This window comes from Rhodopseudomonas julia (assembly GCF_030813515.1).
Lineage (GTDB): Bacteria > Pseudomonadota > Alphaproteobacteria > Rhizobiales > Afifellaceae > Afifella > Afifella julia.
This window is the reverse complement of record NZ_JAUSUK010000001.1, coordinates 493616-517358: the sequence shown is the minus strand read 5'-3', so window position 1 is coordinate 517358 and position 23743 is coordinate 493616. Positions and strand designations below refer to the sequence as shown.

Annotated in this window: 21 protein-coding genes; 13 read left to right on the top strand and 8 right to left on the bottom strand. The window is 60.8% G+C overall.

The window, feature by feature from the left end; all coding sequences use genetic code 11:
• Nucleotides 1–26: 26 nt before the first annotated feature.
• The 8 genes from J2R99_RS02455 to J2R99_RS02420 all read left to right on the top strand — a co-directional run bounded on the left by J2R99_RS02455 (nt 27) and on the right by J2R99_RS02420 (nt 9551).
• Nucleotides 27–1052 carry an ABC transporter permease gene (locus J2R99_RS02455; RefSeq protein ID WP_307152907.1) on the top strand — a complete coding sequence of 342 codons (1026 nt, stop codon included), beginning with the start codon at nt 27–29 and terminating at the stop codon, nt 1050–1052.
• Nucleotides 1049–2224, top strand: a complete 1176-nt coding sequence (locus tag J2R99_RS02450; protein WP_307152906.1) for an ABC transporter permease — start codon at nt 1049–1051, stop codon at nt 2222–2224. Before J2R99_RS02455 ends, J2R99_RS02450 begins: the two co-directional genes overlap by 4 nt.
• The gene (locus J2R99_RS02445; RefSeq protein WP_307152905.1) at nt 2202–4925 is read left to right on the top strand and encodes an ABC transporter transmembrane domain-containing protein; all 2724 of its coding nucleotides are present in this window, start codon (nt 2202–2204) and stop codon (nt 4923–4925) included. The genes J2R99_RS02450 and J2R99_RS02445 overlap by 23 nt, the downstream gene beginning before the upstream one ends.
• Nucleotides 4926–4941: 16 nt before the next feature.
• Complete coding sequence (locus J2R99_RS02440) at nt 4942–5406, top strand: Crp/Fnr family transcriptional regulator (protein WP_307152904.1); 465 nt, start codon at nt 4942–4944, stop codon at nt 5404–5406.
• Between the two features lies 1 nt (nt 5407).
• Nucleotides 5408–6262, top strand: coding sequence for an MBL fold metallo-hydrolase (locus J2R99_RS02435; protein WP_307152903.1), 855 nt, complete (start codon nt 5408–5410; stop codon nt 6260–6262).
• Nucleotides 6259–7629, top strand: coding sequence for an adenylate/guanylate cyclase domain-containing protein (locus J2R99_RS02430; RefSeq protein ID WP_307152902.1), 1371 nt, complete (start codon nt 6259–6261; stop codon nt 7627–7629). Before J2R99_RS02435 ends, J2R99_RS02430 begins: the two co-directional genes overlap by 4 nt.
• Nucleotides 7630–7784: 155 nt before the next feature.
• Entirely contained in the window at nt 7785–8528 is a 744-nt protein-coding gene (locus J2R99_RS02425; protein WP_307152901.1) for an SDR family NAD(P)-dependent oxidoreductase, read from the top strand.
• 12 nt (nt 8529–8540) lie between these two features.
• Entirely contained in the window at nt 8541–9551 is a 1011-nt protein-coding gene (locus J2R99_RS02420; RefSeq protein ID WP_370872317.1) for an asparaginase, read from the top strand.
• Nucleotides 9552–9886: 335 nt separating this feature from the next.
• Here J2R99_RS02420 and meaB read toward each other — a convergent pair whose 3' ends face one another.
• Both meaB and J2R99_RS02410 read right to left on the bottom strand, forming a co-directional pair.
• Nucleotides 9887–10903 (bottom strand): methylmalonyl Co-A mutase-associated GTPase MeaB, encoded by a 1017-nt coding sequence (meaB, locus tag J2R99_RS02415; protein ID WP_307152899.1) that lies wholly within the window; start codon nt 10901–10903, stop codon nt 9887–9889.
• A gap of 22 nt (nt 10904–10925) precedes the next feature.
• Complete coding sequence (locus tag J2R99_RS02410) at nt 10926–11252, bottom strand: heavy metal-binding domain-containing protein (RefSeq protein WP_307152898.1); 327 nt, start codon at nt 11250–11252, stop codon at nt 10926–10928.
• A 237-nt stretch (nt 11253–11489) separates the two neighbouring features.
• Here J2R99_RS02410 and J2R99_RS02405 point away from each other — a divergent pair, with 237 nt between their 5' ends.
• The 3 genes from J2R99_RS02405 to J2R99_RS02395 all read left to right on the top strand — a co-directional run bounded on the left by J2R99_RS02405 (nt 11490) and on the right by J2R99_RS02395 (nt 13413).
• On the top strand, nt 11490–12200 hold the full coding sequence (locus tag J2R99_RS02405; RefSeq protein ID WP_307152897.1) for a hypothetical protein: 711 nt from the start codon (nt 11490–11492) through the stop codon (nt 12198–12200).
• A 133-nt stretch (nt 12201–12333) separates the two neighbouring features.
• Nucleotides 12334–13011, top strand: a complete 678-nt coding sequence (locus J2R99_RS02400; RefSeq protein WP_307152896.1) for a hypothetical protein — start codon at nt 12334–12336, stop codon at nt 13009–13011.
• Between the two features lie 66 nt (nt 13012–13077).
• Nucleotides 13078–13413: a hypothetical protein gene (locus tag J2R99_RS02395; RefSeq protein WP_307152895.1), complete on the top strand. Its 336-nt coding sequence runs from the start codon at nt 13078–13080 to the stop codon at nt 13411–13413.
• Nucleotides 13414–13480: 67 nt separating this feature from the next.
• Here J2R99_RS02395 and J2R99_RS02390 read toward each other — a convergent pair whose 3' ends face one another.
• From J2R99_RS02390 to J2R99_RS02365, 6 genes are all read right to left on the bottom strand, one after another.
• Nucleotides 13481–14758 (bottom strand): D-mannose isomerase, encoded by a 1278-nt coding sequence (locus tag J2R99_RS02390; protein WP_307152894.1) that lies wholly within the window; start codon nt 14756–14758, stop codon nt 13481–13483.
• On the bottom strand, nt 14751–15578 hold the full coding sequence (locus J2R99_RS02385; RefSeq protein WP_307152893.1) for an SDR family oxidoreductase: 828 nt from the start codon (nt 15576–15578) through the stop codon (nt 14751–14753). Before J2R99_RS02385 ends, J2R99_RS02390 begins: the two co-directional genes overlap by 8 nt.
• Nucleotides 15579–15796: 218 nt before the next feature.
• Nucleotides 15797–17962 (bottom strand): methylmalonyl-CoA mutase, encoded by a 2166-nt coding sequence (gene scpA, locus J2R99_RS02380; protein WP_307152892.1) that lies wholly within the window; start codon nt 17960–17962, stop codon nt 15797–15799.
• On the bottom strand, nt 17959–19449 hold the full coding sequence (locus tag J2R99_RS02375; protein ID WP_307152891.1) for a methylmalonyl-CoA mutase family protein: 1491 nt from the start codon (nt 19447–19449) through the stop codon (nt 17959–17961). The genes scpA and J2R99_RS02375 overlap by 4 nt, the downstream gene beginning before the upstream one ends.
• 267 nt (nt 19450–19716) lie before the next feature.
• On the bottom strand, nt 19717–20127 hold the full coding sequence (locus J2R99_RS02370) for a DUF4332 domain-containing protein (RefSeq protein ID WP_307152890.1): 411 nt from the start codon (nt 20125–20127) through the stop codon (nt 19717–19719).
• Between the two features lie 150 nt (nt 20128–20277).
• Complete coding sequence (locus tag J2R99_RS02365; protein WP_307152889.1) at nt 20278–20658, bottom strand: DUF2267 domain-containing protein; 381 nt, start codon at nt 20656–20658, stop codon at nt 20278–20280.
• Between the two features lie 276 nt (nt 20659–20934).
• Between J2R99_RS02365 and J2R99_RS02360 the strand changes: the two genes are divergently transcribed.
• On the top strand, nt 20935–22923 hold the full coding sequence (locus J2R99_RS02360) for a hypothetical protein (RefSeq protein WP_307152888.1): 1989 nt from the start codon (nt 20935–20937) through the stop codon (nt 22921–22923).
• Nucleotides 22904–23332 (top strand): hypothetical protein, encoded by a 429-nt coding sequence (locus J2R99_RS02355; RefSeq protein ID WP_307152887.1) that lies wholly within the window; start codon nt 22904–22906, stop codon nt 23330–23332. Before J2R99_RS02360 ends, J2R99_RS02355 begins: the two co-directional genes overlap by 20 nt.
• The last annotated feature ends 411 nt before the right edge of the window (nt 23333–23743 follow it).

The window sequence follows — 23743 nt, the reverse complement described above, 5'->3', positions numbered from 1 at the left end:
CTGATCATCTGCAAGAGGAGAGGCTGATGCTGCGGTATATGCTCCGTCGCCTCCTCGGTATGATCCCGACACTGTTCGTCATTTCGTTTTTAATCTTCTTGATCATTGAGCTGCCGCCGGGCGACTACCTCACCAATCAGATCGCAGCCTTGCGCGCCGCCGGGGAGGGGGCTAGTGCGGACAAGATTGCCTTCCTCAGAACCGAATTCGCGCTCGATCGTCCATTTCTCGAGCGCTATTTCATTTGGATCGGCCTTTGGCCAGGCCCTTCCGGCTTCTCCGGTCTTCTGCAGGGTGATTGGGGTTGGTCGTTTGAGTATAATTCACCGGTTGAGACGGTGATCGGCCCGGCTCTGCCGCTAACCGTCATTCTGAATTTTGCGACGATCCTCTTCGTCTATGCGGTGTCGCTTCCAATTGGCGTTTATTCGGCCATGAAGCAGTACTCCTTTGGAGATTATTTTTTCACCTTCCTTGGATATATCGGACTCGCCACGCCGAACTTCCTTTTGGGCCTCGTTCTTCTCTACTATTTCAACGTTTGGTTCGACATGTCGATCGGCGGTCTAATGGACCCCGTCTATGTCGACGCGCCCTGGTCTCTCGCCAAGATCGGTTCGCTGCTGTCGCATCTCATCGCGCCGACGATCGTCATCGGTACGGCCGGAACCGCCGGCATGATCCGACGCCTGAGGGCGAACCTCCTCGACGAGCTCGACAAGCAATATGTCCAGACCGCTCGCGCCAAGGGCCTCTCGGAGGAGCGTCTTGTGGCGAAATACCCGCTCAGGATGGCGCTCAACCCCTTTGTCGCCGATATTGGAAATCTCATTCCATCGCTCGTTTCCGGCTCGGTGATCGTCTCAGTGGTGCTCAATTTGCCCACTGTCGGGCCGATCCTTCTTGATGCGCTGCAGTCTCAGGACCAGTTCCTGGCAGGCTTTATCCTCCTCTTCGTCGCCATTCTCACCTTGATCGGCATGCTCGTTTCCGACCTTCTGCTGGCCGTACTGGATCCCAGGATCCGGCTTGGTGGGGCTGCCCGCAAATGAAAAAGCCGCCATCCTCCGGGGAGGAAGTCTTTCCTCGCTACGTCGATCAGGCGCCTTTCGATCCGGCGACAGATGAAGTGTTGACGCCCGAACAGGAGCGCTTTTATGCCGCCTCCGCAGCCCGTATCATGTGGTGGAAGTTCCGCCGTCACCGGCTCGCCGTCCTCGCGAGCTTTGTTCTCTTTCTCTTCTATCTGACGGTGCCGTTTGCAGAGGTAATCGCGCCTTATGCGCCCAACGAGCGACACATCGACTATCTCTATGCTCCGCCCCAGAGCGTACATCTCTTCGGCGACGGAAGGTTCATCGGACCGTATGTCCATCCTTACGTCGCCAAGGTCGACCTCGATCGACTACGCTGGGACTACACGTCCGGCACACAGGAGAGACAGAGCTTGCGCTTCTTCTGTCGGGGCGAGCCGTATCGTTTCTGGGGCCTGTTTCAGGCGCGCTTTCATCTCGTCTGCCCGCCTGTGGGTGGAACGCTGTTTCTTGCAGGCACCGACCGGCTCGGGCGCGACGTCTTCTCAGGTCTTGTCTATGGCGCTCGCATCTCACTGACCGTCGGCCTCGTCGGCGTTGCCATCTCCATGCTCTTCGGCGTCGTCATCGGCGGAGCGGCCGGTTATTTCGGCGGCTGGGTCGATGCAGTGGCACAGCGCGTGATCGAGATTCTTCGCTCCCTGCCGGAGCTTCCGTTGTGGATGGCACTCTCCGCGGCGCTCCCCGTCACCTGGAGCCCGATCTTCATCTATTTCGGCATCACCATCATTCTGGGGCTTCTTGATTGGCCCGGCTTGGCGCGTGCGGTGCGCTCCAAGCTTCTGGCGTTGCGTGAAGAGGAATATGCGAAGGCGGCTGTATTAATGGGGGCATCCCCCACCCGCGTCATCGGCCGCCATCTCGTGCCCGGCTTCATGAGCCATTTGATCGCCAGCGCCACTTTGTCGATCCCGTCGATGATTTTGGGCGAGACGGCGCTCTCCTTCCTCAACCTCGGTCTGAGACGCCCGATCATCTCCTGGGGTGTGATGCTCAACGAGGCGCAGTCCGTGACAATCATCACCGTTTATCCCTGGCTCGTAGCGCCTGTAGTGCCGGTGATCATCGTCGTGCTAGCATTCTCCTTCTTTGGAGATGGTTTGCGCGATGCGGCGGACCCATACAAATAGCCCTGGGCCGGACGCGGCAAAGCCGGAGAGACCCGCGCGGGATGGTGGGCTCGACCGCAATTTCTTTCGCTATATCTGGCGCTACTCCAGACGTCAGCAGCTCGTCATTTTAGCGATCACGCTCGTCTCGTTTCCGATCCTCTACGTCACGCTCGAACTGCCCAAAATGATCGTCAATCAGGCGATCGGCGGCAAAGATTTTCCAAGGACGCTATTCGGTTTCGAATTTGATCAGATCGAATATCTGATCCTTCTCTCCCTTGGCTTTCTCTTTGCTGTGGGGCTCAACGGCGTCGTCAAATACGTGATGAACGTCTACAAGGGGCTTGCTGGCGAACGCACCTTGAGACGCCTGCGCTATCAGCTTTTCGAGCGCGTCCTGCGCTTCCGCCTGCCGCATTTTTCGCGCGCTTCGTCGGGTGAGATCATCGCCATGATCGCGTCGGAGGTGCAGCCGCTCGGCGGCTTCATTGCGGATGCCATCGCCGTGCCGATTTTTCAGGGCGGCACGCTCCTCGTCTATCTCTTCTTCATCTTTATGCAGGATCCGCTCCTCGGCGCGGCTGCCGTCTCGCTCTACCCGTTTCAGGGCTGGCTCATTCCGCGCCTGCAGAAGCGTGTGAACATGTTGGCACGCGAGCGTGTGCGCAATCTGCGCGAACTTTCGGAGGATGTCGGCGCCTCGATTGCCGGCATTCGCGATATCCACGCCAACAATACGGCCGCCTATCATCTTGCCGAATTCACCAATCGGCTTCAGAGAAATTTCGAGATCCGTTACGAGATATTCAAGCGGAAGTTCATGATCAAGTTCATCAACAATTTGATGAATCAGATCACGCCGTTCTTTTTCTATTCTGTCGGCGGTTATCTGGTGATCAAGGGCCAGATTTCCTTTGGCGCGCTTGTCGCCGTTCTCGCCGCTTACAAGGACCTGGCCTCACCCTGGAAGGAGCTTCTCGACTATTATCAGAGCTTCGCCGATACGCAGGTGAAGTATGTCGCCGTCGTGGAGCAGTTCGATCCGCCCGATCTATATCCGGTAGAGCGCCTGCACGCCGATCCGGAACTCGACTTTTCAGGTGTGCAGAGCCTCGTTCTCACCCACGTCTCTTATTCGGGCGAGGGGGCCGGGCAGGAGGTGAACGACGTGTCGGCGGAAATTCCGCTTGGTGAAAAGCTCGCCGTGCTCGGCTCCGAAGCGAGCGGTCGCACCCAGCTTTTGATGATGATGGCGGGCCTCTTGTCACCCACCTCGGGACGCATCGAGATCGGCGGATACAACCTTGAGACGCTTCCTCAATCCGTGCTCGGCCGGCGCGTCGCCTATGCCTCGGCCCATCCTTACATCCTCAACGAGACGATCCGCTTCAATTTGGTCTATGGGCTCCTGCATCGCCCGATCGCGCCGTCCGATGGCGTCGATGAGGCCTTGCTGAGAGCCCGCCTCGCCGAAGCAGAACTCACCGGTAATGCGTCCTATGAGTATCTGAGCTCTTGGGAAGACCTTGCTGAGGCGGGGGTCGGTTCGGTGGAAGAACTCGACCAGCGCATCATCGAAAACATCGAAGCCTTTGGTATGAGCGACGAGGTCTATCGCCTCGGCCTCCAGGCTCGTCTACCGGCGGTGCTTGGCGAGGAGGCGCGGCAGCGCATTCTTTCTGCCCGCAATATGATCGCGGAAAAAGTCAGGGCGGGCGGGACGAAGACGGATTTCGTCGAGTTTTGGGCAGAAGACAGCTTCAACCGTAGCGCCACCTTGGCCGAAAATCTGATTTTCGGCGTGCCGCGCGATTCTGACGTGACGACTCGCGAGCTGGCTGACGTGCCAGCCTTCCGCGAGGCTGTAAGGGAAGCAGGACTCGAGGACGTCTTGGTAAGTGCGGGCCGTGATCTCGCTGCCGCCATGGTCGAGCTCTTTTCCAATGTCAGCGGACAGAGCGATGCTCTGGCGAATTACTCATTCATTCCGATGGACGAATTGCCGGAGGTCGCTTCGGTTCTGCGGCGTGCCAAAGATGGGAGCGGGCGCTTGAAGCCGCGCGACCGGGCTCGTCTATTGGGTTACGCACTGCAACTCGTCCCTGCCAAGCATCGACTAGGTATCGTTACCCCGGAGATTGAGGCTCGCGTTGTCACTGCCCGCCCCGAACTCATGAGAGCGCTTCGGCGCAAAGCGCCCGGTGCCTTTCATTTCTTCTCGCGCGAATCCTTCGACGAGGCTCTGACGGTGGAGCAGAACCTCCTCTTCGGTCACCTGCGCGCCGATCGCAGGAAGAGTCGCGAACAGGCCGAAGCCGTTATCGCCGACGCTGTCGAGCGTTTTGAACTCCGTCCCCTCATTTTGCGGGCAGGGCTTGATTTCCGGGTCGGTATTGGAGGATCGCGTCTGTCTTCCCTGCAGCGTATCAAGATCGGCTTGCTGCGCGGCCTCATGCGCCGCCCGGAGGTTCTCATCGTCGACGACCTTTTCAAGGGCAACGGAGAGGAGGGCGAAGATGCTCGCCTGGGCAAGCTTCTGCAGATGATGGAAGGCCGCACTGTGGTCGTCGGAATGACAGGAGCTTCTCTCTTAAATCAATTCGATCATTGCCTTAGCTTGCGTGGTGGCGCAATTCTTGCGGATGAGCGGCCGCCGTCGCAGTCTCGCTCAGGTGCGACCCGGAACGAAGACGATCCGGACGCAGTCGCTGCCGAATGATGAGGAACGCGCTGTCATGAGCATGGACGAGGAGGTCAGGGCTCTTTCGCGGGTACCGATTTTCGCCAACGTCGATGTCGCCAAATTGAAGCTCCTCGCTTTCATCAGCGAGCGCGTGGTCTTCCATCCCGGAGAGGTTTTGTGTCGGCAGGGTGAGGAGGGCGACACCGCCTTCATCATCTTGTCCGGCGATTGTGATGTGCTTGTCGATACCGGACAGGGGCGGAAAAAAATTGCCGAGCTCGGCAGCACCGATATCGTCGGCGAGATTGCCGTCTTGTTCGAAGTGCCGCGCACCGCGACGGTCGTCGCAACGCACACGACCGAGGCGCTGGCGCTGTCGCGCGATCAGATGTTCTCTTTGCTGCGGGAATTTCCCGACGTGGCATTCGATATCATGCGCGTTCTCGCCCATCGCCTGGAGCGCACGACGCAGGATCTCGCAGAGCTGAGGGGGCGGCTGGCAGGCGAAACGGTGTGAGATGGAAAACCATACGGGACTTTCGATCCGTTTTTGGGGCGTGCGGGGATCTTACGTCGTGCCCGGCGCAAAGACCGTGCGCTATGGCGGCAACACGTCCTGCATGGAGATCAAGGCGGGCGAACAAAGCCTTGTGGTCGATTGTGGGAGCGGTGTGCACGATCTCGGCGAAGCCTTTCTGAAAGAGGGAAGGCGTCGGGCGACAGTTCTTTTCACCCACACCCATCTCGACCACATTTGCGGCTTGCCGTTCTTCAGGCCGGCATACTGTGAAAATTTCGAGGTCCGTTTCGCCGCCGGCCATCTCTTGGCGGACATCAAACTCCGCGACATTTTCGAGCGCTTGATGGATCCTGTGCTCTTTCCTGTTCAGCCGGTGGTCTTCCGCGACTGCGCCTTTCATGATCTGAGCGTTGGAGAGGAATTGGTCTTCGCTGATGGCCTGCGTGTGAGCACTGAATGTCTCAATCATCCGGGCGGCGCGCTGGGTTACCGCTTTGACTATCGCGGCTCTTCGATCTCCATCATTACCGATCACGAGCACGGCGACCAAAACATCGACAAGGCCGTGGAGCGTTTCGTCCGTGGCTCCGATATCATGGTCTACGATGCCACTTACACGGCAGCGGAGTACCGAGAACACGTCGGCTGGGGCCATTCCACCTGGGAGGAGGGGGTAGCGCTTGCACGCCGGGCTGGTGTCTCCAGGCCTGTCATGTTCCATCATCATCCAGAGCGCTCGGACGATTCCCTTGACCTCCTTCGCAACCGGATGCGGAACGTGTGTCCTGTTGCCGAATTTGCCTGCGAGGGCATGGTGCTCCATGCCGGTGAGGTGATGGCGCCGGTTTCATGAACCGAACAATGAAGGCGCTCCCGCCCGCCCTGAAACGCCGGATCGACGAGCTTGATGAGCGTGCCGAGATCCGCATCGGTTGGGCGCAGCTGGCCCTCATCATCTTCTTTGGTTCCGCTTATGCTTTTCTGCCGCGCGCGGAAGGATCTGCAGGCTTCAACTTTGTGCCATACGCTCTTGGGGGCTATGCTGTCTTCACGGTCCTCCGGCTAGGTTTGGCTTACCGGCGTCGTCTCGGAACTTCGCTGATCGTCGCCTCTATCGTCTTTGACGTGGCGCTCCTGACGGCAATCATCTTTTCGTATCACGTCCAATACGACGAGCCTGCGGCCTTCGTTCTTAAGTCGCCGACAGCGCTCTATTTCTTTCTCTTTATCGCATTGCGCGCCCTGCGCTTTGATCCGAGTTTTCTCATTCTGACCGGTGCGCTCGCGGTGGTGAGCTGGGTTTCGCTCGTTGTCTATGCGATCTTCTTCGACCCGGATTTTGCCGGTATCACCCGCAATTACGTGGAATACACGAATGGCTCGAAGGTTCTCGTGGGGGCCGAGCTCGACAAGATCATCGTCATCTCCGCCACCACCTTCCTTCTCGCCTATGTCTTGATGCGCTCGCGTGCACTTCTTGTCTCGGCCGTTCGCGACCACGTGATTGCCGGCAACCTTTCTCGCTTCTTTGCGCCTGAGATTGCCCGCAATGTCGGTGAACAGGAGCCAGCGGAACTCGTCTCGGGCGTAGCGACAACACGCGACATCGCTGCGCTCTTCATCGATATTCGGGGTTTCACGGCCATGGCGGAAGCATTGCCGCCCTCCGACGTGATGGCGCTTCTGACTGGCTACCAGAATGCGATGGCAACTGTCATTGCTCGCTTCAACGGCCATATCGACAAGTACCTGGGTGACGGCATTCTGGCGACCTTCGGCGCGGTCGAAGCCTCTCCGTCCTGCGCGGCGGATGCGCTTCACGCCGCGTTCGGCGTCTATGACGCGATCGACATGTTGAATGAGGAGATGCAGGGGGAGGGGCGTGCTCTTCACTTGCGGGTCGGTTGTGCGGTTGCTGCCGGCCCGGCTCTCGTCGGGGTTGTCGGCGGCGCTGACCGGCTTGAACACACCGTCATCGGTGTCCCGGTCAATCTTGCGGCCAAGCTGGAAGATACCAATCGTGTCGAGGGGACGGCTGGCCTAACGACCAGGGCGACGCTCAAGCTCGCCAAGCGCCAGGGCTTTGTGCCGCCACATCGCCTTGAACCCCGCAGAAATCGGCAGGTTGCAGGCCTATCCGACCGCGTCGATCTGATCGTTCTCAAGGATGCGTCGGAGAGTTCGGAGACTGCGCCGATCACGGCATTATCGCCCAGGTGAGCGGCCTTTCGCTCGCCACAACTCGGCTGCGAACCTCACTTGTCTGCCGAATAGTGGGGCTTTAACCTCCGATGCATGAGCGAGTGGCGGGCGGCAAGCGTGAAAGAATGGCTGACAACGAGCGGGCGTGATGCGCTCCCGCGTGGAGACGGGCTGTGAGCGGCCATGTCGTGGTGGCCGGGGGCGCCTCGGGTATCGGGCTCGCAACCGCCCGGCTTCTTGCCGATAGCGGTTTCCAAGTCAGCGTTCTTGACGCCAGCCGCGATTCTCTCGCTGGAGCAGATGCTGAACTGCGGGGCGGTGATGCTCTTCTTCTTGAAGCCGACATCACCGACGAGGACGCCGTTGAGGAAGCGCTCGACGAAGCAGAGGAGACTTTTGGTCCGCCGGTTGGTCTCGTCAATTCGGCGGGCTTTGCCCGCGATCTCTCCTTCGAAGCGACGGATGCGGAAGGCTTCCGCGAGGCGCTCGAAATCAATCTCACCGGTTCTTTCATCACCGCCAAGGCGGTCGTGTTGCGCATGGTGGACGGGGGAGCAGTTGTCAACGTTTCCTCGGTCTCCGGCCTGCGGGGCTTTCCCGGTCGCATTGCAGACGCGGCTGCCAAGGGCGGCCTGATTGCGATGACGCAGGCGATGGCGGCCGAACTTGGCCCAAAGGGCATTCGTGTTAACGCAGTTGCTGCCGGTGCGATCGATACGCCTCATGTTCACCACTTGCACGATGCAGAAATGCGCCGGTTGTGGCGTGACCACATTCCCCAGCGTCGCTACGGAGAGCCTGCGGAGGTCGCATCCGCCGTCCTCTTTCTGTTGTCGGAGGCCGGCGGCTACATCAACGGCCATATCCTCTGTGTCGACGGCGGCTTCCTGGCCGCTGGTATTCTGCGTCCCGATTAGGCCGTGAGCTGAATTATGGAAGATCCCATTCTCGTTGAAGTGACGCGCGGAGAGCGCGTCGAAAGCCGTCACCGTGGCGCCTTCGTGGTCTGCGATGCGCAAGGCAATATGCGCGCCTGCGCTGGCGATGTCGAACAAGGGGTGTTTCCGCGTTCGGCTGTGAAGGCATTGCAGGCCTTGCCCCTGGTGGAGACGGGTGCTGCGGAGGCCTACGGCTTCGGGCCGGCGGAACTGGCGCTCGCCCAGGCTTCACATGGTGGCGAGCCGGCCCATGTTGCGCTTGCGCGTACCATGCTGGAACGGTGCGGTCTCACCGAGGCGGCACTTTTGTGCGGCCCGCAATGGCCGAGCCACGAGGAATCGATGCTGCATCTTGCTGCAAGCGGCGGCGTGCCGAGTCCCTTGCACAACAATTGCTCCGGCAAACATGCTGGCATGCTTGCAGTTGCGGTCGGTTGCGGCTTCGAGACCGCCGGTTATGTAGAGATCGATCATCCCGTTCAGCGCCTTGTCCGCGACGCCCTGGAAAGCGTGACGGGCGTTGCTCATGCTGTGGAAAGGTCGGGTATCGACGGTTGTTCTTTGCCGACTTATTCGGTGCCGCTGCGCGCCCTTGCGCGTGGTTTTGCCCGGTTTGGCAGCGGTGTGGATCTGGCGCCCGAGCGTGCGGCCGCAGCCCAGGCGCTCTTTGCTGCCGCCACGGAATATCCGTGGCATGTCGCCGGCACAGGCCGCTTCTGCACACTCGCCATGCAGGCGCTCGGCGGGCGTGCTCTGGTCAAGACGGGCGCGGAAGGGGTCTTCTGTGCGGCCTTACCGGAATTCGGCCTCGGTGTTGCTCTCAAGGTCGATGACGGAGCAACGCGCGCTTCAGAAGCCGTGATGGCGGAGATTCTAGCCCGCCTCGCGCCGGAATGTGCGGCCTCGTTCGAGCCCTGGCGTCCGCGAGAGCTCCTCAACCGCCGCTTGATCCCGACCGGGCACGTGAACGTGATCGCGGACGCTTTCGTCGGTCTCAGCTGAGGCGAGTTGCCGGCCTTGTTCGGCTTTCGGCTGTGCAGGCTTCGCGGAAAATCGTGCGATTTTGCCAAGTCTCCCGCGACCGTGTTCCCTCCGCTGCAGGCTCGATTGGCCCGCGAAGTTTCGCTGGTGCCTCACCTTGCGGACCGGGCATGAGAGCCGCAGGGAGGATGGCGATGGCTGCAAGTAGCAGCCGGTGAGAGAAAGACAGCCTTTGCATCGATGAGACCATGGCCGAAGACGCCCTGCGACGCCTGCTTTTGGTTAAGATAGGGTTAATGCACCACCGCGATTTCGCGGCTTCATCCGCATCCGCGCATCTGAAGCTTCGAAAAATCTCATCGCAGGAGGCGCGCCACTGCCTCTTCGGCTGCGGCTGCCGCGCTCTTCCCTCCGCCCCGGACAGCCTCTTCGAGCGCTTCGATCTCATGCTCGAAGCCGGCCAGGACACGTTCGCGGATGCGCTCGTCGAGAATGGCGTGAAACCATATCACTGCCTGCCGATGCCGCCGCGCGGCAAGGCTGCCGGTTTTCTCACCTTCTTTGCAGAAGCGGGTGATCGTCTGCCACAATTCGTCGAGCCCTTCATTGGCGAGGCCCGAAATTGCCAGCACCGGCACAACCCAGCCATCCGGCCGCGCTCCCAGAATGCGCAAAGCCGATTGCAGATCGCCGGCCGCCTCGCGGGCGCGGGCGGCGTTCTCCCCCTCCGCCTTGTTGACGGCGAGGATGTCGGCGATCTCCACGACGCCCTTTTTTAGCCCCTGCAATTCGTCGCCGGAGCCCGGCAGGGCGAGCGCCACGAAGACATCGACCATGTCGGCGACGGTGGTTTCGGATTGGCCGACGCCTACCGTCTCCACAATGATGACGTCGAATCCGGCCGCCTCGCAGACAAGCATGGCTTCGCGTGTACGCGCCGCAACGCCGCCGAGGGTGCCGCCTGTCGGTGAGGGGCGGATAAAGGCGTTCGTGTCCTGCGCCAGTCGGCCCATGCGCGTCTTGTCACCGAGAATCGAGCCGCCGGTGCGCGTCGAGGTCGGATCAACGGCAAGCACGGCGACCTTATGGCCTGCCGCTGTCAGATTGCTGCCGAAAGTGTCGATGAGCGTCGACTTTCCGGCGCCTGGTGAGCCAGTCATGCCGATGCGAATGCTGCGTCCGGTTTTGGCACGCAACATTTCGATGAGCTCAGCCGCCTGACTTCGGTGATCGTCTCGCCGCGATTCGACAAGCGTGATAGCGCGCCCGAGCGCCCGCCTTTTGCCAGCGGCGACGGCATCACCAAGCTCTGTCATCGCGTCGGTGTTTTCCCCCATGGGCTTCTGGTAGCGGTCCGGCAGGTCAGGGTCCATGCCTTGCCGCCGGTGATGTGCCTTACTCCACGAAAACCGCGGTGCCGGAGGCCGACACCATCATCATTCCACCCCGATCGCCGATCGAGATCGTTTCGTAGTCGATATCGACGCCGATAATCGCATTACCGCCGAGCGCTTGGGCTTCCGCCTGTATTTCGGAAAGGGCGGTTTCGCGCGCCTCGCGCAGAGCGTTTTCGTATGCGCCGGCACGCCCCCCGACGATGTCGCGAATACCGGCAAAGAAATCACGAAAGACGTTGGTTCCGAGGATGGCTTCGCCGGTGACGACACCAAAATACTCGCGGATGCGAAGGCCTTCGATCGTGGGCGTGGTGGTAACGAGCATGTCGGGCTCCTTCAGAGGATGATCTCAACCTGCCGCAAGAGCAGCCGATTGAGCAGGCGCGTTGCCTGCATCGAGACCGCGCACTGGATGATTTTCCTTAATTCAAGAGGGCATCGAAAGACAACGTTTACGCTCGCAGTAGCTGCATATATACAACCATAAACTGTAATAGTAGCTTGACTGGGTCGCCCGGGAGATGCGGCGGCCACAGGTCCTGACCTGTAAACGGAGGATAAAATGGCTGAATATTCGATTACTGTTGAAATGGACCAGAATACCGTCAAGTCGCTGAAGGATTCCGGTTACTACATGTACGGCTTCAAAGCTGTGCGTGGACAATCTTCAGGTATGCCGACAGTCTGGTTCTCAAGTCAGAATTTCCTCACCGATACCACGCTGACCTGGGAGGAGAATTATCAGGCCTATATTTCCAACGATCAGATCGAATCCAATGTCGTCATTCACGCGTCCGCCAAAGCCGACATTGATCTCGGCCAGACCATGAATGTCGACAATGTCGGCAATGTCAGCGTGACCGGTGAGGGTACGGGCGGCGCCATCTCGATCATGAACAACTCTACGACGCAGTACAGCTGCGGCATGTCCCAGCAGAACCCGAGCGGCGACTACACGACCCTGTGCGCTTTTCCGCTTTACGGCAATGGCCTCGATCTGATCGTGCCGATCGAGACGGTGCTTCTGATGTTCGCCACCAAGCCGGTGAAGACTGCGACCGTGATTGCGCAGGCCTTTGCGCAGGGCGCGCTGATCGACCTGACCGGTGTGAGCTCGCGCTCCTTGAGTTTCGACATCAACAAGGGTTGGGATGCGTCGAGCGCCACCTGGATGAAGAAGATCGCAGCCAACAGCCCCCTGCAGCCTCTCCTGATTCTCCCCCAGGTCAGCGAGAGCAAGGCCGCCAGGCGGCTGGCTGCAGCTGCCGCTTGAGCTTCTGCGGTACTCGCCGGAAAGGCTTGGCGGCCTGAGCGGGAAGGGGCGTTTGCGCCCCTTCCTTTTTCTGCTGCTGAGCTGAACCTCGCGCCCGGTGGCCAGACGCTGGGCTTTTTAGACGGGTAATGGCATGGCCTCACGCAACGTTACAATCGATCTTGATAGCGCGACACTCACCCAGCTCAGCAAGCAGGGCGCCCGGCTTTATACGCTCCGGGCGGTGACCTCAGCCGATAGAACCGGTCAGCCCACTGTATGGTGCATCAAATCGGCGCTTCTGGCAGAGAATTACGTCAGCTGGGATGCGACCTACGAAGCGTATATCTCTACGGATCCGCTCACCCCTTACGAGGTCGTCCGCCCTCAGTCGAAGACAAAGATTGCTCCTTCGCAGGTGGCGATCATCTCGGCGTCGGGAATTCTCTCCACACAGAACGGTGACCTGGAGGGGCGGTTCCAGATCGAAAATGCCAGTCAGTCAGCGTTCACATGCGGGATCATCGGAGATCCTGGTGTCGGCGGCAATTACTGCGCATTTCACATCACAGTCGGCGGCCTCGTTGTTATCACACCGACCGACAAGGCGTTTTTTATGTTCGCCTCTCAGCAGTTCGATGTCGGAACCATTATCTCACAATCGTTTGGCGCTGGAATCATTGTCGATCTACCCGCTGGAGATACAAAGTTGACTTTCAATATTGACGCGGGGTGGAATGTGGATTCGTCCATAAATTTTGAAAAAGTCGCGGCCGGCGAGAAAATTCAAGAAAAGCTTATCATTCCGAGCCAGATGATATTTGCTAATTAGATACACTCGCGAAGCATCTATCAAATATGGATATTGTTATATCGCGCAGATGGAATATGATGGTTATTGCAAGTTAACTTGCAGGATAAAGGAGATGCGGAGATGAAAAAATATATTCTTTCGGGTTTCGCCGCTCTTGCGATATTGGCAGCAACGGCTGCGCCGGCGTTTTCGGGCGAACCGCTGGCGTCGGGTTCGTCGGGGGTAGTGACGCAGGCATTGCAGAAGCTTGCCCAGGCGGATGATGCGAGCGCTTGCGGCAATATCCCGACAAGCGAGCTCGGCCGATGCACGCTCGACAATCCGCCGGAGCAGTTGGACAACCTCAATTGCCCGGCGTGCTGTGCGCATCGCAACGCGCTTACTTGGGTTTCGGCCAACCACAATGTTGCCTGCCAGTGAGGTGGGCGGCTGAGTGCGGTTGCTTTGCAGCCTGAAACCGGAAGCGGCGGCGCTCGCGCCTCCGCTTCTATTCGGCTCCCGATTTGGCCGCGTGCTGTGCGATTTCCACGGCGATGCTGGGCGTTGCCGGCAGGAGCGGCGTCAGCGTCGCTTGATAGGCATGATAAAGGTCCGGCTTGCCTTCGTAGATGCGCTCGCTGTCGCGGCCTTCAGCATCGACTTCGTTGAGCCAGCCGCCGCGTTCGCGGTCAATCATGGCAAGATCGATATAATCCCAGAGGCGCCGGTACCACTCGCTGTAGACTTTCCGCCCCGTCCGCTTGAAGAGCATGGCTGCGGCAGTGACCGCTTCTGCATGCACCCAATGAGCGCGTTCGGGAACGCTGGGCCGACCGCTCCAATCGAGCGTGTAGACGATGCCCGGCCGTTCATCGGCCGCCCATCCGAGATGCATCGCTGTCTCAAACAGAGCGATGGCATCCTCCAGGAGCCAAGCGGGCGGTGTCTCTCCATGAGTTAGAAGCGCTGCTTCCAGCTTGAGAAGCAGGTGCGACCATTCCAGAGAATGCCCCGGGGTGGTGCCATAGGGCCGAAGATCGTCCTCCGGTTTGTCGCGATTGTAATCGCGCAATATCTGCCAGTTTCGGTCGAAATGCTCCGGAATGCAGTAATCATTGGCGCGTGCATGGTCGTGGATCAGGCGTTCGGCGATGTGAAGCCCGCGCTCGCGCCATTTCGGTGCATCGAGGGCGTCCGCGAGCGCGAGGCACATTTCCAGGGAGTGCATGTTGCTGTTGGCGCCGCGATAGTCTTCTTCGTCGCTCCAGTCCGATGCAAAGCTCTCTCGCATCGCGCCTTCCGCGTCATCCCAGAAATGCGTCTCGATCACGTCGATCGCCTCATCGAGCAGCTGCTGCGCAGCTGGTCGCTTTGCGACGAAGGCAGTTGAAGCTGCGAGTGCCACAAAGGCATGCGCGTAGGCTTGTTTGCGTCTGGGGGCGCCAGCATCCGGGTTCCGCAGCCACCATCCGCCGTTTTCGCCGTCACGTAACGGCCCTGATGCGAGCGCGACCAAACCGTGATCGACAAGCGGAATGCATCCTGGGAGGCCCTTCAGCATGGCGAGCCCATAAGAATGCACCATGCGCGCAGTCACGATGGTCTCGGCGACCGGTTTGTCGGGTAGGCGACCATCGAGATCGAGCGCAGCGAAACCGTGGGCGACAAGCGACGGCTTGGAAAAATCGAGGAGCCGGTGACCTTCCGCTTGCAGCCAAGCCTGGTGCTGGGGTTGGACGAGCCAATTGCCGGGCTCAGCTCCGAAAAGTGCTAAAGGATCAACCATTGACGATCATGCCGCCGTTCACGTGGATCGTTTGACCGGTGATGTAGGAACCGTCTTCGCTTGCCAGATAGACGAAGGCGGGGCCGACTTCCGAAGGCTGGCCGATCCGGCCCATCGGCGTGTCCTTGCCCATTTCGGGCATGCTCGTGGGATCGACGCGGCCCCAGCTGGCGGGTTGGATGGGCGTCCAAATGGGGCCGGGCGCAACCTGGTTGATCCGAATGCCGCGCCCGGCGACCTGCTGTGCGAGAGCCCGGGTAAACCCGGATATCGCGCCCTTGGTGCTTGAATAGGCAACCAGATCCTCGTCTCCCAGGAAGCCATTCACTGACGTGCAGCTGATGATAGAGCTGCCGGCGCCGAGGTGCGGCATAGCTGCTCGGCTTAGATAGAAAATCGAGTGCATGTTGACGTCGAAATGCCAGTTCCAGTCGGCATTGGAGATCTCGGTCAGGTCCTTGGCCACTTTCTGAATGCCGGCGTTTGGCACCAGAATGTCGAGGCCGCTGAAGGCGGCGACAGTTCTTTCCACTGCCTCTCGACAGAATTCCGGATCGCGCAGATCGCCCTCAATGGCGATGGCTCGCACCCCCTCTGCCTTTATCAAGCGGATCGCCTCCTGCCCGTCATCGGACTCTTCCGGCAGATAGACGATGGCGACATCCGCGCCTTCGCGCGCGAAATGCAGAGCTACGGCGCGACCAATGCCGCTGTCACCGCCCGTGATCAGCGCGCGCTTTCCGGCAAGACGGCCCGCCGCCTTGTAGCTATCTCGGATGTGTTCGGCCGGTGGCGCGAGTTCGCTTTCGCGGCCCGGCATGCGGTCCTGGCTTTGCGGTGGGATCTCGGTCAAGGGATCAACCTCCGTTGTTTATGGGGTCAGTAACGCAACGGAGAAATCCCGAGCCCGTTGCATCATCCCTGCCGACGCCGAGCGATATCGAGAGTGTGCGGCCGGACGTAAGCGCCCGGCTCGGTCTTCAAGCGGTCGCGGAGCGGATTCAAAGCCCCCTGCGATGTTTCTTAAGATTCAGCGTCTTACTCGGCGGCCTCTTGGCTATGATAGCCCCGCCGGTGATTGAGCTCTTCCAAGAGCCTGGCGGCCGATTCCGCGATCACCGTTCCCGGCGGGAAAATCGCCGATGCCCCAGCTTTTTTCAGCGCTTCGAAATCCTGCGGGGGGATCACACCGCCCACGACGATCATGATGTCTTCGGCGCCCTCGCGATCGAGCGCCTGCCTGAGCGCCGGTACGAGCGACAGATGGCCGGCAGCGAGAGACGAGACGCCGACGACATGCACGTCGTTTTCGACCGCCTGACGCGCCACCTCGTCCGGCGTGGAGAATAGAGGGCCGACATCGACATCGAAACCGAGATCTGCGAAGGCCGATGCGATCACCTTCTGGCCACGGTCGTGCCCGTCCTGGCCCATCTTGGCGACGAGGACGCGCGGCCGTCTTCCATCGGCGCGTTCGAACTCGGCTGTCATTTTTAAGACCTTTTCGACCGCTTGATTCATCGAGCCGACCTCGCGTTTGTAGACGCCCGACAAGGTCTTTACCTCGGCCATGTGGCGGCCGAAGACCTTCTCCATTGCGTCGGAGATTTCACCGACCGTGGCGCGTGCCCTCGCGGCCTCGATGCTGAGGGCGAGGAGATTGCCTTCGCCGCTTTCGGCCGCTTTCGTCAAATTGGCGAGGGCTTCCTGCAGTTTTGCCGGATCGCGCTCTGCCTTGAGGCGGGTGAGTTTGTCGATCTGCTCGCGACGCACGGCCTCGATGTCGACCTTGAGGACATCGATCTCCGGCTCTTCGTCGCTTGGGTAAAGATTGACGCCGATGACGGCCTGCTTGCCGGAATCGATGCGCGCCTGCGTTTTCGCGGCGGCCTCTTCGATCCGCAGTTTCGGCAGCCCCGCTTCGATGGCCTTGGTCATGCCGCCGCGGGCTTCTACCTCTTCGATATGAGAAAGGGCGCGCCGCGCGAGATCGTCGGTCAATTTCTCGATCGCAAACGAGCCGCCCCATGGGTCGATTGTGTCGGTGGTGCCGGATTCAAGCGCCAGGATGAGCTGCGTGTTGCGGGCGATGCGGGCGGAGAAATCCGTTGGCAGCGCAAGGGCCTCGTCGAGTGAATTCGTATGAAGACTTTGCGTGCCGCCTTGCGTTGCCGCCATCGCCTCGATCGCCGTGCGCGCGACATTGTTGAAGACGTCCTGCGCGGTCAGCGACCAGCCGGAGGTCTGGCAGTGGGTGCGCAGTGACAAAGAGCGCGCATCGGAGGGAGAAAAATTCTCCTTGATGAGTTTCGCCCAGAGGAGGCGGGCGGCCCTAAGCTTCGCCACCTCCATGTAAAAATTCATGCCAATGCCGAAGAAGAAGGAGAGGCGCGGTGCGAATTTGTCGACGTCGAGCCCGGCTTTGACGCCGGCGCGCACATATTCGATGCCGTCGGCGAGCGTGTAGGCGAGCTCAAGATCTGCCGTCGCTCCGGCTTCCTGGATATGGTATCCAGAAATCGAAATAGAGTTGAAGCGCGGCATATTCTCCGCAGTGTAGGAAAATATGTCAGAAATGATGCGCAGAGACGGGGTCGGCGGATAAATATAGGTGTTGCGGACCATGAACTCTTTCAGAATGTCATTCTGGATGGTTCCTGAAAGATCCTTCTGCGCAACACCCTGTTCTTCTGCCGCAACGATGTATAATGCCATCACCGGCAGGACAGCGCCGTTCATCGTCATCGACACGCTCATCTTGTCGAGCGGGATGCCGTCGAAGAGTTCCTGCATGTCGAGGATGGAGTCGATGGCGACGCCCGCCATGCCGACATCGCCGGAAACGCGTGGATGATCAGAGTCATAGCCACGATGGGTGGCGAGGTCGAAGGCGACCGAAAGACCCTTCTGACCGGCGGCCAGATTGCGGCGGTAGAAGGCATTCGATTCCTTCGCCGTGGAGAAGCCGGCATATTGACGGATGGTCCACGGTTTCTGCACGTACATGGTGGGGTAGGGGCCGCGCAGATAGGGCGCGATACCCGGGTAAGTCTCTAGAAAATCGACGTTTTCGACGTCACTCGTGCCCGGCCGCGGGGAAAGCGTGATCTCTTCCGGCGCGGTCCAGGAGCCCTGTTCGTGAGTTTTCGGCGCGGTTTCGGGCTTTTGCCAGGCGATCTGGCGAAAATCGGGAAGCGGGCTCATGCCGACACCTTTTCGTTGGCCGTCAGGGCCGTGATTTCGGCCGCAGACAGCGGCGTGAGAAGACCGGATTGTTGTGGAATTTGAGAGGCTTCCACGGCAATCTCCGGCTCCTTCGGATTGGGGTAGAGCGTCGCGCCGACAAAGGGCGAGGCGCCGTCCGCAATCTTTTGCAGGAGCACCTTCCGCGCCTCCGCGATCCGCCCGGTAAAGGATTGATCGGACAGGCTTTTCAGGAGTCCGCCCTCGGCTTCGATCGCCTGAAATTCTGCCCAGCTTTTCTCACAAAGGGCGTCCGTGAGGGCTTCGACGGCACCGGAGCCGGCGGCGGGGTCATCAAGATGATGTATGCCGGACTCCGCCATCAACAAATGCTGGATGTTGCGGGCATAACGGCGCGCGGCGCGGTCGGGCAGCCCGTGGGCGGAGGAAAATCCAAGTATACCAAGGGTTTGCGCCCCGCCGGCGGCCGCCGAAAAGGCCGCGATCGTGGTGCGGATGAGGTTGTTGTGCGCGTCCGCCGCCATCATCATGCGGGCCGCCGTCTCGCCGTGAAGGCGCGGGGAAAAGTCCGACACACCGCAGACTTCGCCGAGCCGGCGGGTGAGAAGCGACACAGCGCGGAATTTGCCGATGGTGGCGAACTGGTCGTGCCCGGCGGCGAGCGTGACGCCGATTTTCGGCAGGACTTCGCCGGGCGAAAGCCCCTCGGCCGCAAGACCGCGAACAAGGCCCGCGATCGTCGCCACGACGGCGGCGAGCTCCTGCGCCTCGCTCGCGCCGGCGGAATGATAGATGCGTCCGTCGGCCTCAAAGACCGGACCGGCAAAGCCGGCTGTCTCGAGTTCTCTCAAAAGAACAGCGAGAGCGGAAAAATCGACCGACGAGATATCCCCGCCGAAACGGGCGATGCGGCCGATCGGATCGATGCCGAAGGCGATGGAGCAATCGGCCGGGGAGAAGTTTTTCTGGGCCACGAGCGCGGCGACGCGGCGGGCGGTTTGAACCGCGTCCGCCCCCGGTTCGAGACGAAGATGAATGGCCGGGAGCTCGACGCCCTCGAGCGCGGTCGCGATCGCCTCCTCACTCTCCGGCAGACCGAAGCCGGCGGCGGACGGCGCACCCGCGAAAATGAGCGCGAGCCCATCGGCGCCGCCCGACAGATCGGCAAGCGCCTGGCGCGAGGCGGCGGCCGGTTCGGGATGGTCGATGCGCTGCACGATCCGCCACGGGCCGCTGCGTGCGGCGATCGGCGCGGCATCGGCGGCGCGGGGATAAAGCGGCTCGATCGCGATGCCGTCGCGCGTCTCTGAGCGCAGCGAGGCAAACTCCGCGCCCTTCAGCGCCTTGTCGGCGAGCGTGCGCCAGTCTTCGGCGGCGGGCTGCGGAAAGATGTTGAGCGGCGGGCGCTGCTGCCCGGTTCCTGATGCCCCGGTTCCTAGCGAAGAAGGACCGGGCGAAGAGGCCTCAGATGATTGGCTCGATGACATGACAAATCCTCCCGGCCTTTTTGGTTCGGCCGTTTTACTCTTGGGCGAAGCAAGGGGGCAAGACAGGCGGGGATTTCGCCCGCACATCGACGCCGCTTTCGCCACACCGCTTTTGGCTGGCGTCTTACCGGCTCGAAGGCCTGGCGCCCATTCGCCAATAGTCGTTGCCGCTCAAGAGCCTCGGGGGTGAGGGGTGAGGGAAGGGCGCGGATGGCGCGGAGATGTGCCGGAGTGTGTGCGTGCCGGGCGCGAGGGCCCGGTAAACCCTCAATAGGTCATCATCACGGGGAGGCTTTTGGCTTCCTCGACCCAGCCGGCGACGCGCTTTTCGCTCGGCAGGAGCTGCACCATCGGCCGCGCCGCGTTCGCCTCCTGCATGCGCTTGACGAGATTGGCGACGTTGCGCCGCTTCAATTCCTTGACGGTGTCGACGCCCGCGGCTTCGAGGAGCTCCGAATATTCTTCCGCCACGCCGCGAATGCGCATGAGATCGGCCATATTGGCGAGGCGCAGGATGAATTTTTCCGAGATGCCGGTTTCCTGGGCGAGCATCCGCCGCCCCTTCGGCGTCGACGCGCGCTCCAGGAGTTTTGCGGTCGTGCGAACGCGCACGCGCTTCAACGCGGCGCATTCCTCAGGCGACAGGCATTCCATGGCCGAGATGGAATAGGACGGCACGCTTGTCCTCCAAGAGCCCCCCTCCGCCATCATTTAGCCGCATCTTCACCCGCAACGCCAGCGCCGAGATCACGTGGGTGTGAGTGGCGGCGGTCGCGCCCCGGATGACGCGGGCCAGACGGCTACGATGCGGGCTTTTGCGGATCGGTTTTAGAGAAACTGCGAAAGCCCCGGCGTGCCGCGCACCAGTTTGTCGGTCGTTTCCGTGCCGACCTTTTCGCGGGCAAAACCGAAGATTTCTTCGCCGAGCGTCTGGATCTGGCCGATGTCGAGGCCGAGCGACTGAAGCTCGCCCAGAATTTCCATGATGCCGCCGCCCATCAGCCCGCCGAGCCCGCCGAGCGTGACGGCATCCTGATCGGGCGTCGGCCCGACATAGTCCTCCGCCCCGTCGATCGCCGCGACGAGTTTTGCCATCTCCGCCTGCGGCCCTTCGCGGTTGAGGAAGGAGACCACGGCGCGGATGGCGGATTGCGCCGTCTCCGCGTCGACACCAAGGGCGCGCCTGACGCGCTGAACGAGCTCTTCCATGAGGGTTTTCCCGGGACGTTTCGGCGAGGGGTTATGGCCGCGGGGAGGAGGGGAGGCAAGGGGGAGAGGCGGTGAAAGCCGAAAGCAGCACGATAAGTACCTTCCCCGGAACGCAGGGGTCAGCATATGTCGTTGGGTCCAGACAAGTGTGTACGAATGTAGGGTTTTACCTTTTTGGGCCGCTTCCCGGCATTGGAGCTGAATTGCGATCGCTGCGACAAGCCGTTGAGTTGTGCTGGAAGAATGCTATAATTAGAGAATATAATATAAACGTCGGTGTATTACAGGACGAGTTTTCCGGTATGCGCATATCCGAGTCTTTTCGCTAGAAATGATCGTATGGCACGAACTCCAATAAAAACGGCGTATCGGGACGAGGCATTTGATGCCCTGTTGGAGCTTGAAATGGCGCTAGCGGACATTGAGGGTTCTGACGACAAACTGTTCGGGCGAGAGCGTCCGGCTGGCCGTAAAGTCGGGCGCACAGATTTTCAGAGTATGAGCTACGTAGACATTTGCGCATATGTGCTGGATGTCGTTTCTGTCATCAAGGGCGAGATCTCTCGCGCCCTGGCTTTGCTGGCCCTCGCGCCGCATCTGCCGGAAGTGCTTCTTCTGCGCGCGATCGGGGCCGCCACCGCCATCAATGACTTCAGGTGTCGCGCCCTGGCGTGGTCTGCCTTTGCGCCGCATCTGCCGGAAGCCCTTCTCCCGCGCGCGATAGACGCTGCTACCTTCATTGAGGATGACAGTTTTCGCGCCAAGGCCTTATCGGCCCTCACGCTGCACCTGTCGGACCATCAACGCCTTGAGATGCTGACACGTGTGCTCGACGCCGCCAGCGCGATCGAGCATGAATGGCCTCGCGCCAGGGCGTTTGCTGCCCTCGCTCCACACCTGCCCGGAGCGCTTCTTCCGCGCGCGATCGAGGCTGCCACCGCCATCGATGATGACAGGTGTCGCGCCCTGGCGTGGTCTGCCTTTGCGCCGCATCTGCCGGAAGCCTTTCTCCCGCGCGCGCTTGAGGCCGTCACGTTAATCCAGGATGAGGCTTCTCGCGCCGCGGCGTTGTCCGCCCTGGCGCCACATCTGTCAGAAGCGCTTTTTCCTCGCGCGCTCGACGTTGCCGCCACTATCGAAGCCGAATGGCATCGCGCCGATGTGCTATCCGCCCTGGCGCCACATTTGCCGGCAACGCTTCCGCCGCGCGCGTTCAACGTCGCCATCGCCATACTGAGCGACAGCTATCGGGCCGAGGCGTTAACTGCTCTCTCCCCCCATCTGTCGGAAGCGCTTCTGGAGAGTGCGATCAAGGTCGCAGCAGCCAGTAACGACGACGGGTCGCGCGCCAAAGCGTTGTCCGCCCTCGCGTCACATCTTCCCGCAGCGCGCCTCCCGCTCGTGCTCGACGTCGCCATCGCCATCCCGGAGGACAGCTATCGGGCCGAGGCGCTGACCGCTCTCTCCCCCCACCTGTCGGAATCGCTTCTGGAGCATGCGATCGAGGCCGCAGCCAGCCAGGGCGACAGGTCACGCGCCGATGTGTTATCCGCCCTGGCGCCACATCTGCCGGAAACGCTTCTCCCGCGCGCGCTCGAGGCCGTCACGTTAATCCAGGATGAGGGTTATCGCGCCTGGGCGTTTTCCGCCCTGGCGCCACATCTTTCAGAAGCGCTTCTCCCGCGCGCGCTCGAGGCCGTCACGTTAATCCAGGATGAGGGTTATCGCGCCTGGGCGTTTTCCGCCCTGGCGCCACATCTTTCAGAAGCGCTTTTCCCTCGCGCGCTCGACGTTGCCACTGCTATCCTGGACTGCGGCAGTCGGGCGCGGACGTTGACTGCTATCGCGCCACACCTGCCGGGTCATCAACGCATCGAGATGCTGGAGCGCGCGCTTGAGGCTGCTACGTTCATCCGAGATGAGGGGAGGCGCGCCAGGGCGTTGTCCGCCCTCGCCCCGCACCTGCCGGAAGCACTTCTGGTGCGCGCGCTCGACGTCGCCAACGCCATCCAGGACGATAGCGATCGGGCCGAGGCGTTGACCGCCATCTTGCCACATTGGCCTCAACAGCCGGAAGGTGAGTCCGACGAAGACCCGGTTTTTCTTGCCTCCATGGCCGCTGATTTCATTGCCGCGACCCGCGCTCTAGACATAGAGCTCGACCGGCAAATCGAGACGGCGCGCGAGGCCAATGCCGCAACGGCGCGATCCCTTCTCAATATTGCCGAACGATTGGACCGGATTAATGACCGACACCCCTCCTAGACCCGCGACGTCATCGGATACTGGCGCGCAGGGCAAGGGCGTGATGAAGGCACTTTATGAAGGGCTTCGGACGCTTGTGGTCATTGACGAGAAACTGGCACGGCTCGGTAAGGACGCTGACAATGCTCGCAAGATCGCCGATCAATGCTCCCAGCTCCTGAACCGCCTGACTGGAAAACTCGAGGAAATGGACAAACGCCTTGATGAGCGCGCCGCCGCCACAGCCCACCGGCTCGACGATATCGATAAACGGATTGATCTGCAGATTTCACTCCGCGTCGAAAAAGCGGTGAAGCAATATGTAGAGGATTCTGAACAAGCTAGATATATTTTCGCAATGTTAAATGATCGAATGGGAGCGGAAATCGAATCCCGTATTGAAGAAAGACTTGTAAATAATATAGATTAAAAGCCTATAACTGATAACATATAATCGGCGTCACCCCTCACCCGCCGCTTCGCGGCGACCTCTCCCCACGGGGGAGAGGAACAGGCCGTGCCGCGGGCGGGGCGGTGGCTTGACTCGTGCTTTCCTGGTTTGTCGTGACCTATGCCGAGCTCCGGTTGCGGCCGACGGATGGGTGAGGGCGTGTGTTCGGGCACGGCGGAGTTCCCCTCCCCCTTGCGGGGAGGGGTTAGGGGAGGGGTGTCGGCGGCTTTTGCGTGTTTGGCGCGGCCGTGCCCCGAGCTGGCTCGGAGGTACCCCTCACCCGGCTGCCTGCGGCAGCCACCCTCTCCCCGCAAGGGGGGGCGAGGGTAGGCCGTGCTTTAGGCTGATGGCGGGCTCGCCAATCGGCGCCACCCCTCACCCGCCGCTGCG

Bases quoted from the DNA above. Each gene is read 5' to 3' on its own strand.
- J2R99_RS02455 (WP_307152907.1), top strand. From the start codon at position 27: ATGCTGCGGTATATGCTCCGTCGCCTCCTCGGTATGATCCCGACACTG.
- J2R99_RS02450 (WP_307152906.1), top strand. From the start codon at position 1,049: ATGAAAAAGCCGCCATCCTCCGGGGAGGAAGTCTTTCCTCGCTACGTC.
- J2R99_RS02445 (WP_307152905.1), top strand. From the start codon at position 2,202: ATGCGGCGGACCCATACAAATAGCCCTGGGCCGGACGCGGCAAAGCCG.
- J2R99_RS02440 (WP_307152904.1), top strand. From the start codon at position 4,942: ATGAGCATGGACGAGGAGGTCAGGGCTCTTTCGCGGGTACCGATTTTC.
- J2R99_RS02435 (WP_307152903.1), top strand. From the start codon at position 5,408: ATGGAAAACCATACGGGACTTTCGATCCGTTTTTGGGGCGTGCGGGGA.
- J2R99_RS02430 (WP_307152902.1), top strand. From the start codon at position 6,259: ATGAACCGAACAATGAAGGCGCTCCCGCCCGCCCTGAAACGCCGGATC.
- meaB (WP_307152899.1), bottom strand. From the start codon at position 10,903: ATGGACCCTGACCTGCCGGACCGCTACCAGAAGCCCATGGGGGAAAAC.
- J2R99_RS02410 (WP_307152898.1), bottom strand. From the start codon at position 11,252: ATGCTCGTTACCACCACGCCCACGATCGAAGGCCTTCGCATCCGCGAG.
- J2R99_RS02405 (WP_307152897.1), top strand. From the start codon at position 11,490: ATGGCTGAATATTCGATTACTGTTGAAATGGACCAGAATACCGTCAAG.
- J2R99_RS02400 (WP_307152896.1), top strand. From the start codon at position 12,334: ATGGCCTCACGCAACGTTACAATCGATCTTGATAGCGCGACACTCACC.
- J2R99_RS02390 (WP_307152894.1), bottom strand. From the start codon at position 14,758: ATGGTTGATCCTTTAGCACTTTTCGGAGCTGAGCCCGGCAATTGGCTC.
- J2R99_RS02385 (WP_307152893.1), bottom strand. From the start codon at position 15,578: ATGCCGGGCCGCGAAAGCGAACTCGCGCCACCGGCCGAACACATCCGA.
- scpA (WP_307152892.1), bottom strand. From the start codon at position 17,962: ATGAGCCCGCTTCCCGATTTTCGCCAGATCGCCTGGCAAAAGCCCGAA.
- J2R99_RS02375 (WP_307152891.1), bottom strand. From the start codon at position 19,449: ATGTCATCGAGCCAATCATCTGAGGCCTCTTCGCCCGGTCCTTCTTCG.
- J2R99_RS02365 (WP_307152889.1), bottom strand. From the start codon at position 20,658: ATGGAAGAGCTCGTTCAGCGCGTCAGGCGCGCCCTTGGTGTCGACGCG.
- J2R99_RS02355 (WP_307152887.1), top strand. From the start codon at position 22,904: ATGACCGACACCCCTCCTAGACCCGCGACGTCATCGGATACTGGCGCG.